11 protein-coding genes are annotated in these 14,833 nt (G+C 63.3%); 9 read left to right on the plus strand and 2 right to left on the minus strand.

Features of this window, described 5'->3' with window-relative positions; translation table 11 throughout:
- Positions 1 to 12 precede the first annotated feature (12 nt).
- The gene (gene hpaE / locus ACZIRK_RS27845; protein WP_130224358.1) at positions 13 to 1,554 is read right to left on the minus strand and encodes a 5-carboxymethyl-2-hydroxymuconate semialdehyde dehydrogenase; all 1,542 of its coding nucleotides are present in this window, start codon (positions 1,552 to 1,554) and stop codon (positions 13 to 15) included.
- Complete coding sequence (locus tag ACZIRK_RS27850) at positions 1,547 to 1,945, minus strand: 5-carboxymethyl-2-hydroxymuconate Delta-isomerase (protein WP_130224409.1); 399 nt, start codon at positions 1,943 to 1,945, stop codon at positions 1,547 to 1,549. The genes hpaE and ACZIRK_RS27850 overlap by 8 nt, the downstream gene beginning before the upstream one ends.
- 164 nt (positions 1,946 to 2,109) lie before the next feature.
- Between ACZIRK_RS27850 and hpaR the strand changes: the two genes are divergently transcribed.
- The 9 genes from hpaR to ACZIRK_RS27895 all read left to right on the plus strand — a co-directional run bounded on the left by hpaR (position 2,110) and on the right by ACZIRK_RS27895 (position 14,791).
- Positions 2,110 to 2,574, plus strand: coding sequence for a homoprotocatechuate degradation operon regulator HpaR (gene hpaR, locus ACZIRK_RS27855; protein WP_130224407.1), 465 nt, complete (start codon positions 2,110 to 2,112; stop codon positions 2,572 to 2,574).
- A gap of 297 nt (positions 2,575 to 2,871) precedes the next feature.
- The gene (locus tag ACZIRK_RS27860) at positions 2,872 to 4,017 is read left to right on the plus strand and encodes an ABC transporter substrate-binding protein (RefSeq protein WP_130224356.1); all 1,146 of its coding nucleotides are present in this window, start codon (positions 2,872 to 2,874) and stop codon (positions 4,015 to 4,017) included.
- 84 nt (positions 4,018 to 4,101) lie between these two features.
- Entirely contained in the window at positions 4,102 to 4,977 is an 876-nt protein-coding gene (locus ACZIRK_RS27865; protein ID WP_130224354.1) for a branched-chain amino acid ABC transporter permease, read from the plus strand.
- The gene (locus ACZIRK_RS27870; protein WP_130224352.1) at positions 4,974 to 6,752 is read left to right on the plus strand and encodes a branched-chain amino acid ABC transporter ATP-binding protein/permease; all 1,779 of its coding nucleotides are present in this window, start codon (positions 4,974 to 4,976) and stop codon (positions 6,750 to 6,752) included. Before ACZIRK_RS27865 ends, ACZIRK_RS27870 begins: the two co-directional genes overlap by 4 nt.
- Positions 6,752 to 7,480: an ABC transporter ATP-binding protein gene (locus tag ACZIRK_RS27875; protein ID WP_130224350.1), complete on the plus strand. Its 729-nt coding sequence runs from the start codon at positions 6,752 to 6,754 to the stop codon at positions 7,478 to 7,480. Before ACZIRK_RS27870 ends, ACZIRK_RS27875 begins: the two co-directional genes overlap by 1 nt.
- A gap of 70 nt (positions 7,481 to 7,550) precedes the next feature.
- A complete protein-coding gene (locus tag ACZIRK_RS27880) occupies positions 7,551 to 8,636 on the plus strand; it encodes a malate/lactate/ureidoglycolate dehydrogenase (protein WP_130224348.1) in 1,086 nt (361 codons plus the stop codon).
- A gap of 171 nt (positions 8,637 to 8,807) precedes the next feature.
- Positions 8,808 to 9,587, plus strand: a complete 780-nt coding sequence (locus tag ACZIRK_RS27885) for an HpcH/HpaI aldolase family protein (protein ID WP_130224346.1) — start codon at positions 8,808 to 8,810, stop codon at positions 9,585 to 9,587.
- Positions 9,588 to 9,769: 182 nt separating this feature from the next.
- Positions 9,770 to 11,293: a UxaA family hydrolase gene (locus tag ACZIRK_RS27890; protein WP_130224344.1), complete on the plus strand. Its 1,524-nt coding sequence runs from the start codon at positions 9,770 to 9,772 to the stop codon at positions 11,291 to 11,293.
- 234 nt (positions 11,294 to 11,527) lie between these two features.
- Entirely contained in the window at positions 11,528 to 14,791 is a 3,264-nt protein-coding gene (locus tag ACZIRK_RS27895; protein ID WP_474418563.1) for a transglutaminase family protein, read from the plus strand.
- Positions 14,792 to 14,833 lie beyond the last annotated feature (42 nt).

Below are 14,833 nucleotides of genomic sequence, written 5' to 3' on the forward strand. Positions count from 1 at the left end.
CAGTGGCGCCCATCACACTCCCAGTCTCTGTATCTTATGCGTCCCGCGTGCCAGCGAGACGTGCTTGGTTTCCATGTAGAAGTCGAACGAATAATCGCCGCCGTCGCGGCCGATGCCTGACGATTTCATGCCGCCGAACGGCGTCGGCAGGTGGCGGACGTTTTCCGAGTTGAGCCAGATCATGCCCGCTTCGAGCGTATCAGCCACGCGCAGCGCGCGGCCCATGTCGCCGGTCCAGACATAGCCGGTGAGGCCATATTGCACGCCGTTGGCGATCTCGACCGCATCAAGCTCATCGCGGAACGGGATGACGGTGAGGAACGGTCCGAACACCTCTTCCTGCGCCACCCGCATCTTGGAATGCGCGGCCGTGACGAGCGTCGGCTGCACATAATGTCCGCCGCCCGGACCGTCATGCGGCTTGCCGCCGACTGCGATCGTCGCGCCTTCCTGTCGTGCCACGTCGAAGTAGGAGCAGACCTTTGCCAGGTGCCGCTCATGGATCAGCGGCCCGATCTCGGTTGCGGGGTCGAGGGGGTGGCCAACCTTCAGCGCCTTCACCCGCGCCGTGAGCTTTTCGACGAACCGTTCCGCAATGCTCTCTTGCACCAGGAGCCGGCTCGAGGAGGTGCAGCGCTCGCCGTTCAGCGAGTAGATCATGAACACGACGGCATCGAGCGCGCGCTCGAGATCGGCATCCTCGAACACGATCACGGGGTTCTTGCCGCCGAGTTCGAAATGCACACGCTTCAGCGTCGGCGCGCCCTGCGCCATGATTGCGGACCCGGTCGCGCTCTCGCCGACGAAGCCGATCGCCTTGATTGCGGGATGTTCGGTCAGCGCTTTACCAGCCTCCTCGCCGAAGCCATGCACGGTGTTGAGCACGCCGTCGGGCACGCCTGCTTCCTTCACCAGCTTTGCCAATAGATCAGCCGTCACAGGCGACCATTCGGCGGGCTTGTGCACCACCGTGCAGCCGGCGGCGAGCGCGGGCGCGATCTTCCAGGTCGAGAGCATGAACGGCGTGTTCCACGGCGTGATCACGCCGACCGGTCCGATCGGCACGCGCGTAGAGATGTTCCAGTGCTCTTCGCTCGGCATGTTGAGGCCGTCGCGCGCCTCGGCGCATTTGTCGGCGAAGAAACGGAAATTTTCGGCCGCGCGGATTGCGGCTTTCGCCATGAAGCGATGCGCCTGGCCGGTGTCGATGCATTCCAGCACCGCGATATCGTCGGCACGATCCTCGATCGCGTCGGCCACGCGATTGAGCAGTTTGCGCCGCATCGAGGCCGACATGTCGCGCCAGGATTTGAAGGCAAAGGCGGCCGCGGTCGCAGCGCGATCGATGTCCTCATTATTGCCGCGCGCGACACTTGCCAGCATGGCGCCGTCGATCGGCGACTTCGTCTCAAATGTCTGCCCGGAGGTCGATGGCACGACCTTGCCGTCGATCATGTGGCCAATTCCCTCCGCCTTCAGCTTTGCCAGCAATGGCGCAGCGCGGTCGCGGTTGGCCTGGAATAGTTCGGCCGATTTCGGCTTCGCTTTATCCACGGACAGTCTCCACCTTGAGCGCATCGTGGATGCTGTTGCGCTTCCAGCTCGTCTCCTTGTCGTTGATCTGCATGTCGAACGACAACGCGAATTTGCTGCTAGCGAATACCGGGTCGAGATAGGTCGACAGCGTCCTGAAGATATGGTCTCCCGCCTTCTTGCGGGTTGCGAGATCGCGGCCCTCTCCGAGCCGCAGCACCATGTCGAGGAAGCCGTAGTCGTTTCGGCCGTCGGCGATCGCGTAGTGCTCGCATCTGACGGCGCGAACACGGATGCCGCCGAGCGGGAAGATGCCGGTCTCGATCGCCGCCTTGCGCACGAGTTCGACCACTTCGCCCATCTCGAGACGGGAATCCAGGTTGGCCGAATATTCGATGGTGAAATGCGGCAAGGTGGATCGCTCCTGATGCGCTGGAATGATTAACATGTTAAATGTATCGGCGTAAATTGATTTGCGCTTTGTTGCGCCGCAAAAGATTGACGATGCCAGGTAAGAAATCATCCTTGAACGGTTCGCGGCCGCGCGCGACGCCGGAGACAAAGCGGCAGGGGCCGATGCGCGACTTCTCGCGCTCGCTGCCGATGTCGCTCTTGCGCGCGCGCGAGGCCGTGATGCGGCAGTTCCGTCCCTCTCTGCGTCATCATGCGCTGACCGAGCAGCAATGGCGCATCCTGCGCGCGCTCACATCGGTGGAGTCGATCGAGGTCACCGACCTCGCGCGGCTCGCTTTCCTGCTGGGGCCGAGCCTGTCGCGCATCCTGCGCGATCTCGAAGCGCGCGGCCTGATCGAGCGCCGTTCGGCGGAGGCGGACCTGCGTCGCGCCGTGGTGTCGATCTCGCCGAGGGGATTGAAGCTGATCGAAGCGGTCGCGCCGACATCGGAAGCGATCTACGCCGCCATTACAAAACGTTACGGCGCGCGCAAGCTTGCTGAACTGCAGGCCATGCTGGGCGCGCTCGAGGAAAGTCTTGCGAGCTTGTCAGGCGCGGAAGAGGGCAGAGGCGAGGCGGACGAATAAATGCAAAATTTGCATGATGGTGTGTGCTCGGACGCATAGCTCGCCTTTCCTGCACATCGTTTGAGCACAAAGGAATTGGGAGGCGCGCGGAATCTGCCGGAATAGTCATGATCTCGTCGGCATTCATCTTTCCTGTGCGCGCGGATAACGCTGCACCTCCATCGTTAGTCGAAAACACCGCAATATCAATTTACTCCGAGACGGAGAGTCCGTAAGTACGCATGCGGTTCGCGCCCCGCCCGGGATCGCCAACAGCAAGAAGGGCCGACGAAGAAGCCCGGCCTCAGGGAGAAACCAATGAAACTGACGAGACGCGATTTCGCGGCTGGTGTCGTCGCCGGCCTTGCCGCCCCCCACATCATCACGAGCGCGAGAGCGCAGGGCGCCACGATCAAGATCGGCATGTGCGCGCCCGTGACCGGTCCCGCCGCCGAATCCGGCCGCTACGCCATCCAGGGCGCGAAGCTCGCACTCGAGGCGGTCAACAAGGCCGGCGGCATCCTGGGCAAGCAGGCCGAGCTAATCATCGAGGACGATCAGACCACCAATCCCGGCATCGTGCTGGCGTTCTCCAAGCTCGCCGCACAATCCGACATTGTCGGCTTCCTCGGCTCGATCCGGTCGACCCAGGTGCACGCCATGGCGCCCGACGTGCTCAAGCTTGGCAAGCCCGTGATGATCGGGGGGACCGATCCGAACCTCACTCACATGGGCAATCAGTGGCTGTTCCGTTTCCGTCCGAATGACAGCTATTCCGGGCGCGTCATCGCCGAGTATGGCGTCAACACGCTCGGCAAGAAGAAATGGGCCGTGCTGCATTCCACCGACGCTTTTGGCACTGCAGGTGGCAAAGCTCTGACCGCTGCGTTGGAAAAGCTCGGAGCCCCGCCCGTGCTCGACCAGGGCTATGCCAACCAGAGCCAGGACTTCACTCCGGTCGTGCTCGCGATCAAGCAGTCCGGCGCCGATATCCTCGGATCCTACTTCACCTTCGAAAACGACCTCGGCATCTTTGCGCGGCAGTTGCGCCAGCTCGGCGTCAACATTCCCTGGGTTGGCTCGCCCTCGATCGTCAATATCACCGCGCTGAAACTCGCCGGGCCTGCGCTGTACAACACCTATGGTGTCGCGGACTACGCGGAAGATTCCAGCGAAGCTTCCAAGGCGTTCGGCAAGCTCTATCGTGATGCGGTCAAGGTCGCACCGGATAACCAGAGCTCCTGGCCCTATGACGCGGTCACCGTGCTGGCGGCGGCGATCAACAAGGCCGGCTCGACGGAGCCTGCAAAAATCCGCGAGGCGATCCTGTCGATCAAGAAATTCCCCGGCGCCGAAGGCGAGTATAATTTCGACCAGAACGGCGACGGTTTGCACGGCTACAACATCGTGAAAAACGACAAGGGCAAAATCGTTTTCGACAAGCACATTGAATTCAACGATTGACCACGTTTTCGGCCTCTTCGTTCTCCACGGAGGGGCCGAAAACCTTTCGGCGAATTCTCTGGGTTCCTCCTAACCGAGCTTGTCATGGATCTCGTCCTTCAACTGCTGTTTACCGGCATCGGCATCGGCGCCGTCTACGCGCTGGTCGCGCTCGGTTTCGTGCTGATCTTCCGCGCCACCAATGTGGTGAATTTCGCGCAAGGCGAATTCTCCATGGTCGCGGCCTATCTGATGGTGGTGTTCTCCGTCGATCTCGGCTGGCCCTACTGGCTGTCCTTCCTGATCGCGCTTGGCGGCATGGCGCTGCTTGGCGTGATCTTCAATCTCGGCGTCTATTACCCGCTGCGCCACCGCACCTTCCTGCCCGTCATCATCGCCACCATCGGCGCCTCGATCCTGCTGTCGAATTCGGTGCTGGCGATCTACGGCCCGCAGCCGCAGGTGCTGCAGGGATGGTTCGATACGCCCGGCATCCAGCTCGGCCCTGTCTATCTCGATAGCCAGTATCTGTTGATCATCGCGGTGACGATCGCGCTCGTGTTCTTCAATTACTGGTTCTTCGAGAAGACGCTGCTCGGCAAGAAGCTGCAGGCGACCTCGCAGGACAAGGAAATGGCCTCGCTGCTCGGCATTTCCGTCTCCACCATGATCATGATCACCTTCATCTATTCCGCCGTGCTCGGCGGTCTGGCCGGCATTCTCGTTGCGCCGGTGCTGTTCGTCTCGATCCAGATGGGCTCGACGATCGCGCTGAAGGCATTCGCTGCCACGATTATTGGCGGCTTCGGCGATGTCGCCGGCGCCATTATCGGCGGGCTCGCGCTCGGCGTCATCGAGACCTTTGGCGCGGCGTACATCTCGGTTCCCTACAAGGATGGTTTTGCCTTCCTGGTCCTGGTCGCCTTCCTGATCTTCCGGCCGCAGGGCATCTTCGGCGAACGCGTGGCGGAGAAAGCATGAGCGCCCCCAGCGACAACGTGCCGATCCCGGCACCCGCCGTCCGCTCGAAACCGCTTGTGATCCGCCATTTGCCGTATTTCATCGGTGCGGCGATCCTGGTGGCGCTTGCCGCAGGCTTGCGGTTCGACGGCTACATCCTCAACATCCTGCTGCAGGCGACGACGTTCTCAATCGCGGTGTTCGGCCTGTCGGTCGTGCTCGGGCTGTGCGGCCAGATCAATCTGGCGCAGGCGGCGTTCTTCGGGCTCGGCGCCTACGCGGTCGGCATCGGAACGACTGACCTGCATCTCAGCTTCTGGCTCTGCCTTGTTGGCGGCTGCGTGATCGCGCTGCTTGCCGGCGCGTTCCTGGGCATGTCGACCTTGCGGCTCGGCGGGCATTACCTCGCGATGGTGACGATCTCGTTCCAGCAGATCGTCACGCTTGTGATGATCAACGCGATCTGGCTGACGCGCGGGCCTGACGGCGTCCCCAATATCCGTCGTCCCGAGCTGTTCCAGACGTCGCAGAGCTATCTCGCTTTCTGCGTCGCCATGCTCGCGATCGTCGGCTATCTGGTCTGGCATCTCTCCGATACCAAGCTCGGCCGCGCGATGCGGGCGGTGCGCGACAACGAACTCGCGGCCGGCGTCAACGGCATCGACGTGTTCCGCACCAAGATCTATGCCTTCGCGCTTTGTGCGCTGCTCGGCGGCCTGGCGGGCGGCCTGTTTGCCGGTGGCTTCGCCTATGTCAGCCCCGATCAATTCTCCTTTGCGGAATCGATCGTGTTCCTGACGATGTCGCTGCTCGGCGGCGTCGCTTCGCCGATCGGCTCGGCGATCGGCACGGGGCTCCTGATCCTGATCCCGGAATGGCTGCGCTTCCTCAAGAGCGTGCCCGGCCTTTACCTAGCCATCTACGGCCTGTTCGTGATCCTGATCATCCGCTTCATGCCTGACGGCATCTGGGGCTTCGTCGCCGATGCCTTCAACCGCTGGCGCGCGCACACCAAGGCGCCGCCTGTAGCGGCCGCGCTGCAGTTGAAGCCCGCGACCGTCGGCGGCGACTACGTGCTGGAGGTCACCGGACTGTCGAAACATTTCGGCGGCCTGAAAGCGGTCGATGGCGTCGACATCGCGGTGAGGCGCGGCGGGGTCCACGCGTTGATCGGGCCGAACGGTTCCGGCAAGACCACGACGCTCAACGTGCTATCCGGCCTCTACGAGGCGACCTCGGGCAAGATCGTGCTCGACGGCACCGACATCACCCACATGCCGCCGCACCAGCGCACGGCTGCGGGCCTCGGGCGCACGTTCCAGAACATCCGCCTGTTCCGTTCGATGACGGCGCTCGAGAATGTCGAGATCGGCGCCGAGCGGCCCGGCAACACCATGATCGGGAAGGGCGAGGACGCGCTGACCGAACGCGCGATGGAGGCACTGAATTTCGTCGGCCTCGGTAACCGCGCCAACGAGCTGATCTCGAGCTTCTCCTACGGCCACCAGCGCCTGATCGAGATTGCGCGTGCGCTCGCCGCCAATCCGACGCTCCTCTTGCTGGACGAGCCGGCCGCAGGGCTGAACTCGACCGAGAAGCTCGAATTGCATGAACTGCTCAAGCGCATCGCAGCGCAAGGCCTGACCGTCCTGATCATCGATCACGATATGACGCTCGTCTCCGAAGCCGCCCAGCACATCACCGTGCTCAATTTCGGTCGCCGCATCGCGGACGGCGAATCCATGGCGGTGCTGCGCCATCCCGATGTCGTCTCCGCCTATCTCGGGAGCGAATGATGCCGCTGCTCGAAATCCGCAATCTCGTGGTCCGCTACGGCGAAATCGAAGCGCTGCGCGGCGTCACCATCGCCGTCGAGGCGGGGCAGGTGGTGACCTTGCTCGGCGCAAATGGCGCCGGCAAATCCACCACGCTCCGCGCGATCTCGGGGCTCGCCAAGCCCACGTCCGGCGAAATCCTGTTCGATGGACAATCGATCGCCGGCCGTGGGCCGGAGGCGATCGTCCGGCTCGGCATCTCGCATGTGCCGGAGGGGAGGCGCGTGTTTCCGGGCCTCACGGTCAAGGAAAACATCATGCTCGGCGCGTCGAACCGGAAGGCTTCTTCGGCGCAGATCTCGCGCGAGGCGGATGCGATGTTTGACCTGTTCCCGGATATCCGCGCCTTCGCCGACGCGCTGGGCTGGACGCTGTCCGGCGGTCAATTGCAGATGGTTGCCGTCGCCCGCGGCTTGATGGCGAAGCCGCGGCTGCTGTTGCTGGACGAGCCATCGCTGGGACTTGCGCCCGTCATCGTGCAGGCGGTGTTCCGCATCATTTCGCAGATCAGGAAAGACACCACGGTCTTGCTTGTCGAGCAAAATGCGCGCATGGGACTTTCGGTCGCCGATCACGGCTTCGTCCTGGAAACGGGGCGGATTGTGCTTGGCGGCAAGCCCGACGAATTGTGGGGCAACGAGGCCATCGCCGCGGCCTATCTCGGCGGTCACGCCAAGGCCAGCGCATAAGAAGCATGATCCGGAGGAGCCGGTGTGCCGGAAGGATCATGCTCCAAACCAAGGAGCGAGTGACATATCCATGGTGACGATCAAGGTCGATAATCTCATCAATTTCGTTGCTGAAGTCTTTTCCCACGCCGAATCCTCGCCCGAAGAAGCCCGTCGCATTGCAACATATCTGACCACCGCCAATCTCACCGGGCACGACAGCCACGGCGTGATCCGCGTGCCCGTCTACATCCGCTGGAAGAAAATGGGCTCGGTGGTTCCGAACCAAACCGCCGAGGTCGTGGTCGATACGCCTTCGCTGGCCGTCGTCGACGGCAAGTTCGGTTACGGGCAGACCGTTACGCCGGTCGCCGTCAAGATCGGCATCGAAAAGTGCAAGAAGGCGGGGCTCGCTGCAGTTGCGCTGCGCAATGCCGGCCATATCGGCCGCGTCGGCGATTGGGCCGAGATGGCCGCCGCCGAAGGGCTGGTGTCGGTGCATTTCGTCAATGCCGCGGGCTCGCTGCTGGTCGCGCCGTTCGGCGGCGTCGAGAAGCGGCTGTCGACTGCGCCCTATTGCGTCGGTATTCCGCGCGAAGGCCACGATCCGATCGTGCTCGATTTCGCCACCTCTGTTGTCGCCGAGGGCAAGGTCCTTGTCGCGAGCCGCGGCGGCAAGAAACTGCCTGTTGGCGCGCTGGTCGATTCCGACGGAACCTTGAGCGAGGATCCGCATGTGTTGTACGGGCCGTACACCCCGGACGGGCCGCGCGATCACACCAAGGGCACGGGCGCGATCCGTGCCTTCGGCGAGCACAAGGGCTCTGGTCTGGCGTTCATCTGCGAACTGCTCGGCGGCGCACTGACCGGAACGGGCGCGACCGCGCCGAACCGGCGTTTTGCCAATGGCATGCTGGCATTCTACGTCGATCCCAAGGTGGTCGATCCCGCCAATTTCTTCGATGGCGAAATCTCGCGCTATGTCGACTTCATTCGCGAGACCAAGCCGATCGCCGGCACCGACAAGGTGCTGATCCCCGGCGACCCCGAAAGAAAGACCCGCGCCGAGCGCACCAGGAACGGCATCCCCTTGCCTGACGACACCTGGGCGGCGATAGTGAACACCGCGCGCGAAGTCGGCGTCAGCGAAGTCAGCATCCAGCGGGCAACAGGTTAACTTCGTCATTACAAATTGCCGTCATTGCGAGGAGCGATAGCGACGAAGCAATCCATGTTTCAGCTTGCGGTGAGATGGATTGCTTCGCGGAGCCTGTCATCCGGCGGCGCTTCGCGCCGACCGCGTGGCTCGCAATGACGGAAGGTCCGACAAAAAAGGAAGGAAGGCAAAGTGGCGAATAACAAGGTCAAGCAAATCTGGGCGTCGGGCAAAGCGGTTGTCAACGCATGGCTGGCGATCCCGTCGGGCTTTTCGGCCGAAGTGATCGCGCAGTGCGGTTTCGACAGCGTCACCGTCGACATGCAGCACGGTGTGCAGGATTATCTGTCGATGGTGCAATGCTTCCAGGCCATGAACGGCCATCCGGTGACGCCGATGGTGCGCGTGCCCTGGAACGAGCCCGGCATCATCGGCAAGGTGCTCGACGGCGGCGCGTATGGCGTGATCTGCCCGATGGTCAACACGCCCGAGGAAGCCAGGAACCTCGTCTCCTATGCGAAATATCCGCCGAAGGGCACGCGCTCGAACGGCCCGATCCGCTCCGGCATGTACGGCTCGGCCGGCACCTATCAGCAGACTGCGAACGATGAGATCGTGCTGCTGCCGATGATGGAAACCAGGACCGCGGTCGAGAACATGGAAGCGATCCTCGACGTCGAGGGCATCGACGGCGTCTATATCGGTCCCTCCGATCTCGGCTTCTCCTATGGCTTGGTGCCGAAGCTCGACCGCGACGAGCCGGAGATCCTCAAAATCTACGAGAAGATCATCAAGGAGTGCGGAAAGCGCGGCCTCAACCCCGGGATCCACTGCAGCGGCGCCGAAGGCGCGGTGCGTGCGATCAACATGGGCTTCAAGCTCGTCACGCTCTCGAACGAGAGCGGATTGATGATGACCTACGCCAAGATGCAGGTGAACCAGACCCGCAAGGAATCTGGCGGTAAAGCGTAACGGTCTCTCTATCTCCCTCTCCCCGCTCTTCGCGGGGAGAGGGAGGGTGAGGGGCTCTATCCGCGAGCACTGAACTAGCAGTTGAGCGCGTGGCTTGCCCCTCACCCGGATCGCATCTGCGATGCGATCCGACCTCTCCGCGTAAGAACGGGGAGAGGTGAATACGAAACAAGGAGAATCCCATGGCCCCGGCACCCGTGATCCGCCTGCATCCCGATGACAGCGTGCTGATCGCGCGCGCGAGCTTGCCGCCCGGGCTTGAGGTCGCCAACGGCGTCATCACCACCGACCGCATTCCGGCCGGCCACAAGGTCGCGATCAAGCCGATCGTGGAGGGCGAGCCGATCAAGCGCTATGGCCAGATCATTGGCTTTGCCACCGTGCCGATCGCGCCGGGGCAGCATGTGCACACCCAGAATTGCGGCATGGGCGATTTCGCCAAGGACTATGCCTATGGCGTCGACGTGAAGCCGGTGCCCAATTTCGATCTGCCGGCGACCTTCGACGGCATCCGCCGTCCAGATGGCCGCGTGGCTACGCGCAACTATATCGGCATCCTCACCTCGGTGAATTGCAGCGCCCATGTCGCTAGCCTCGTCGCCGACGTCTTCAAGAAGAATCCGTTCACCGGCGACAATCCGCTGGCCGATTTCCCGAATGTCGACGGTGTCGTCGCGCTGACTCACAAGACCGGCTGCGGCATGACCCAGGACGAGCCGCTTGCGCTGCTTCGCCGCACGCTCGGCGGCTATGCGCGGCATGCGAATTTCTCCGCCGTGATCGTGCTCGGCCTCGGCTGCGAAGTGAACCAGATCGGCGGCCTGATGCAGGAGCAGAAGCTCGCCGGCCGTCTGCGCGCGATGGATATCCAGGAAGTCGGCGGCACCCGCAAGACCGTGGAAGCCGGCGTCGCCTTCGTGCGCGAAGCGCTCGCCGACGCCAACAAGGTGAAGCGCGAGAAGGTCGCCGCGAGCGAGCTCACGGTGGCGCTGCAATGCGGCGGCTCCGACGGCTATTCCGGCGTCTCCGCCAATCCCGCACTCGGCGCTGCCAGCGATCTCCTCGTGCGGCACGGCGGCACCGTGATCTTGTCCGAGACTCCGGAGACCTATGGCGCCGAACATCTTTTGACGCGCCGCGCCGTCAGCCGCGAGGTCGGCGAGAAGCTGGTCGGCCTGATGCGCTGGTGGGAAGAATATACGCAGCGCGAAGGCGCCGAGATGAACGCCAATCCAAGCCCCGGCAACAAGGCCGGCGGCCTCACCACGATCCTGGAGAAATCACTCGGCGCGATGGCCAAGGCCGGCAGCACCAATCTGGTCGACGTGCTGCATTACGCGGAGCCGGTGACCAAGCGCGGTTTCGTGTTCATGGACACGCCCGGCTACGACCCGGTCGCGGCGACCGGGCAGGTGGCGGGCGGCGCCAATCTCGTCTGCTTCACCACCGGCCGTGGCAGCGTGTTCGGCTGCAAGCCCGCGCCGTCGATCAAGCTTGCGACCAACACGCCCATGTACAAGCGCATGGAAGACGACATGGACGTCAATTGCGGCACCATCCTCGACGGCGAGGAGAGCGTGCAGGAATGCGGCCAGCGCATTTTTGATCTCATGCTGAAGACGGCATCCGGCCAGCCCACCAAGAGCGAGAGTTTTGACTTTGGCGGCGCCGAATTCGCGCCGTGGGTCTTGGGCGCGACGATGTAGTCTCCGTCGTCCCGGGCTTGACCCGGGACCCATACCGCGTGATCTCCGTTGTGGCGCGAGCAAGCGGTTACAGCTTCGTGCATCACTAAACCCTGTGGTTATGGGTCCGGGTCAAGCCCGGGACGACTCGGGGTTAGAGCGCGCCGAGACGATAGGCACCCGTGCCCGTTGTTAGTGCTTGCTGTCGGCCGGAACCAGTGTTCTGCTCAAAAAAGCTGCTGGAGTCCGCCATCCGTGTCGATCTTCGTCGCACTGCATCACGTCACGCATTACAAGTACGACCGACCGATCGACCTCGGGCCTCAGACCATTCGCCTGCGTCCGGCGCCGCATACGCGCACGCCGATCCTGAGCTATTCGCTCAAGGTCACGCCAGCCAATCACTTCGTGAACTGGCAGCAGGACCCGCAGGGCAATTGGCTCGCGCGGCTGGTGTTTCCGGAGAAGGCCAGTGAGCTGAAGATCGAGGTTGATTTCACGGCGCAGATGACCGTGATCAATCCGTTTGACTTCTTCGTCGAGTCCTACGCCACCTCCTATCCGTTCCAATACACCAATGATCTCAAGAACGAGCTCGCGCCCTATCTTGCAACGATCGAGCCCGGGCCGCTGCTCGCAGCTTACCTGAAGGAGATTCCACGCGAGGCCGACAGCACCGTCAATTTCCTGGTCGACCTCAACGCGAAGCTGCGAGAGAAAATCAGCTATCTCATCCGCATGGAGCCGGGCGTGCAGACGCCGGAGGAGACACTGGCCGCTGGCGCGGGCTCCTGCCGTGACTCGGCATGGCTGCTGATCCAGATTCTGCGCCATCTCGGTTTCGCCGCGCGCTTCGTCTCCGGCTATCTGATCCAGCTGCGTCCCGACATCGATCCGGTCGAGGGACCGCGCGAGGTCGAGAACGACTTCACCGATCTGCATGCCTGGGCCGAAGTCTATCTGCCCGGCGCTGGGTGGATCGGCTTCGACGTTACCTCGGGCATGCTGACGGGCGAGGGGCACATTCCCGTTGCGGCCACGCCGCACTACCGCTCGGCGGCGCCGATCTCCGGCACCGCCGGATTTGCCAATGTCGATTTCGCATTCGAGATGAGCGTCAAGCGCATCCGCGAAGCGCCACGGATCACACGTCCGTTCTCGGATGAATCCTGGGCGCGGCTCGATACGCTCGGCGAACAGGTCGATATCGACTTGAGGACGGAAGACGTGCGGCTCACCATGGGCGGCGAGCCGACCTTCGTCTCCGTCGATGATCTCGAAGCGCCGGAATGGAACATCGCCGCGGTCGGTCCGACCAAGCGTGCACTCGCCGATGATCTGATCCGCCGCCTGCGTGATCGTTTCGCGCCGGGCGGCTTACTGCACTACGGCCAGGGCAAATGGTATCCGGGCGAAAGCCTGCCGCGCTGGGCCTTCGGCCTCTACTGGCGCAAGGACGGCGTGCCGATCTGGAAGAATGCCGATCTGATCGCGAAGATCGAAAACCCGTACAAGGCCGAGATCAAAGACGCCGAGCGCTTCGCCGTGACCATGGCGCAGAAGCTCGCGCTGGCGGCCCACTACGTCATGCCGGCCTTCGAGGATCCCGCCTTTTGGCTTCAGCGCGAGGCCGCGCTTCCCGCCAATGTCAGCCCTGCGAACTCGAAACTGTCCGATCCGGAAGAGCGCGCGCGTCTGGCGCGCGTGTTCGATCAGGGATTGACGACGCCAAAAGGATATGTGCTCCCGATCCAGTGCTTCAGTCCGCTTGCCGGCGTACGCGCCCGCTGGCGCAGCGAGCACTGGAAGCTCAAGCGCAGCCATCTGTTTCTGTCGCCCGGCGACTCCCCGCTCGGCCTGCGGCTGCCGATCTCTTCGCTCGAATACATCCCGCCGGAAGATTATCCGTACATCATCGAGATCGATCCGATGGCGCCGCGTGGCGGCCTGCCGGATTTCGACGAAGAATTGAAGCGCCTGCTCGAAGACCTCCCGGAGCCGCCGCCTGTGCGCACCGCGATGTCGATCGAAATCCGCGACGGCACTTTGTGCGCCTTCATGCCGCCGGTCGAGAAGGTCGAGGACTATCTCGAACTGGTGACGGCGATCGAGGCGACCGCCGAAGAATTGCAGATGCACGTGCATATCGAGGGTTACGCGCCGCCGTTCGATCCCCGCATCGAGGTCATCAAGGTCACGCCCGATCCCGGCGTGATCGAGATCAACATCCAGCCGGCACAAAGCTGGCGCGAGGCGGTCGATATCACCTTCGGCCTCTACGAGGACGCCGCGAAAGTGCGGCTCGGTGCCAACCGTTTCCTGATCGATGGGCGCCACACCGGCACCGGTGGCGGCAACCACATTGTGGTCGGTGGCAGCAACCCGGAGGATTCGCCGTTCCTGCGCCGGCCAGATCTGCTCAAGAGCCTCGTGCTGTATTGGCAGCGGCATCCGTCGCTGTCCTATCTGTTCTCAGGCATGTTCATCGGCCCGACCAGCCAGGCGCCGCGCGTCGATGAAGCGCGCCATGACGGGCTCTATGAACTCGAGATCGCGCTCGCCCATGTGCCGCCGGCGGGCGTGGAAGCGCCGCTGTGGCTGGCGGACCGGCTGTTCCGGCACATCCTGGTCGACATCACCGGCAACACGCATCGCGCCGAGATCTGCATCGACAAGCTCTATTCGCCCGATGGCCCGACCGGCCGGCTCGGCCTGGTCGAATTCCGCGCCCTCGAAATGCCGCCTGATCCCAGGATGTCGCTGGCGCAGCAGCTCCTGGTCCGCGCGCTGATCGCAAAACTCTGGCGCGAGCCGCAGCAGGGCAAATTCGTGCGCTGGGGCACCACGCTGCATGACCGCTTCATGCTGCCGCATTTCCTCTGGGAAGATTTCTTGGACGTGCTCGCCGATCTCGGGCGCTCCGGCTACGAGTTCTCGTCGGAATGGTACGCCGCGCAACTTGAGTTCCGCTTTCCCGCGTTCGGCCGCGTCCATCATGGCGGCGTCGCGCTGGAACTGCGGCAGGCGCTCGAGCCTTGGCATGTGCTGGGCGAGGAGGGGTCCGCAGGCGGCACCGTCCGCTATGTCGATTCCTCGGTCGCGCGGCTCCAGGTGAAGGCATCAGGCTTTGTCGAGGGCCGTCACGTCGTCACCTGCAACGGCAGGCGGATGCCGATGACTGCGACCGGACGTTCAGGCGAGGCGGTCGCCGGCGTCCGCTTCAAGGCCTGGCAGCCGGCCTCCGGCCTGCATCCGACCGTCCCGGTGCATGCGCCGCTGACCTTTGACCTGATCGACACCTGGAACGGCCGCTCGCTCGGCGGCTGCGTCTACCATGTCGCCCATCCCGGCGGCCGCAATTACGAGACCAAGCCGGTCAATTCCTACGAGGCCGAGGCGCGGCGGCTGGCCCGCTTCCAGGACCACGGCCACACCCCCGGCAGGATCGAGCCGCCGCCGGAAGAACGCACAATTGAATTCCCGCTGACCCTCGACTTGCGGACGCCGCTCCTGCATTGATTGCACCATAGCGTTTTCGAGCGAAGTGGGTACCGGTTCGCG

The sequence above is a fragment of the Bradyrhizobium sp. Leo114 genome (genome assembly GCF_055229415.2).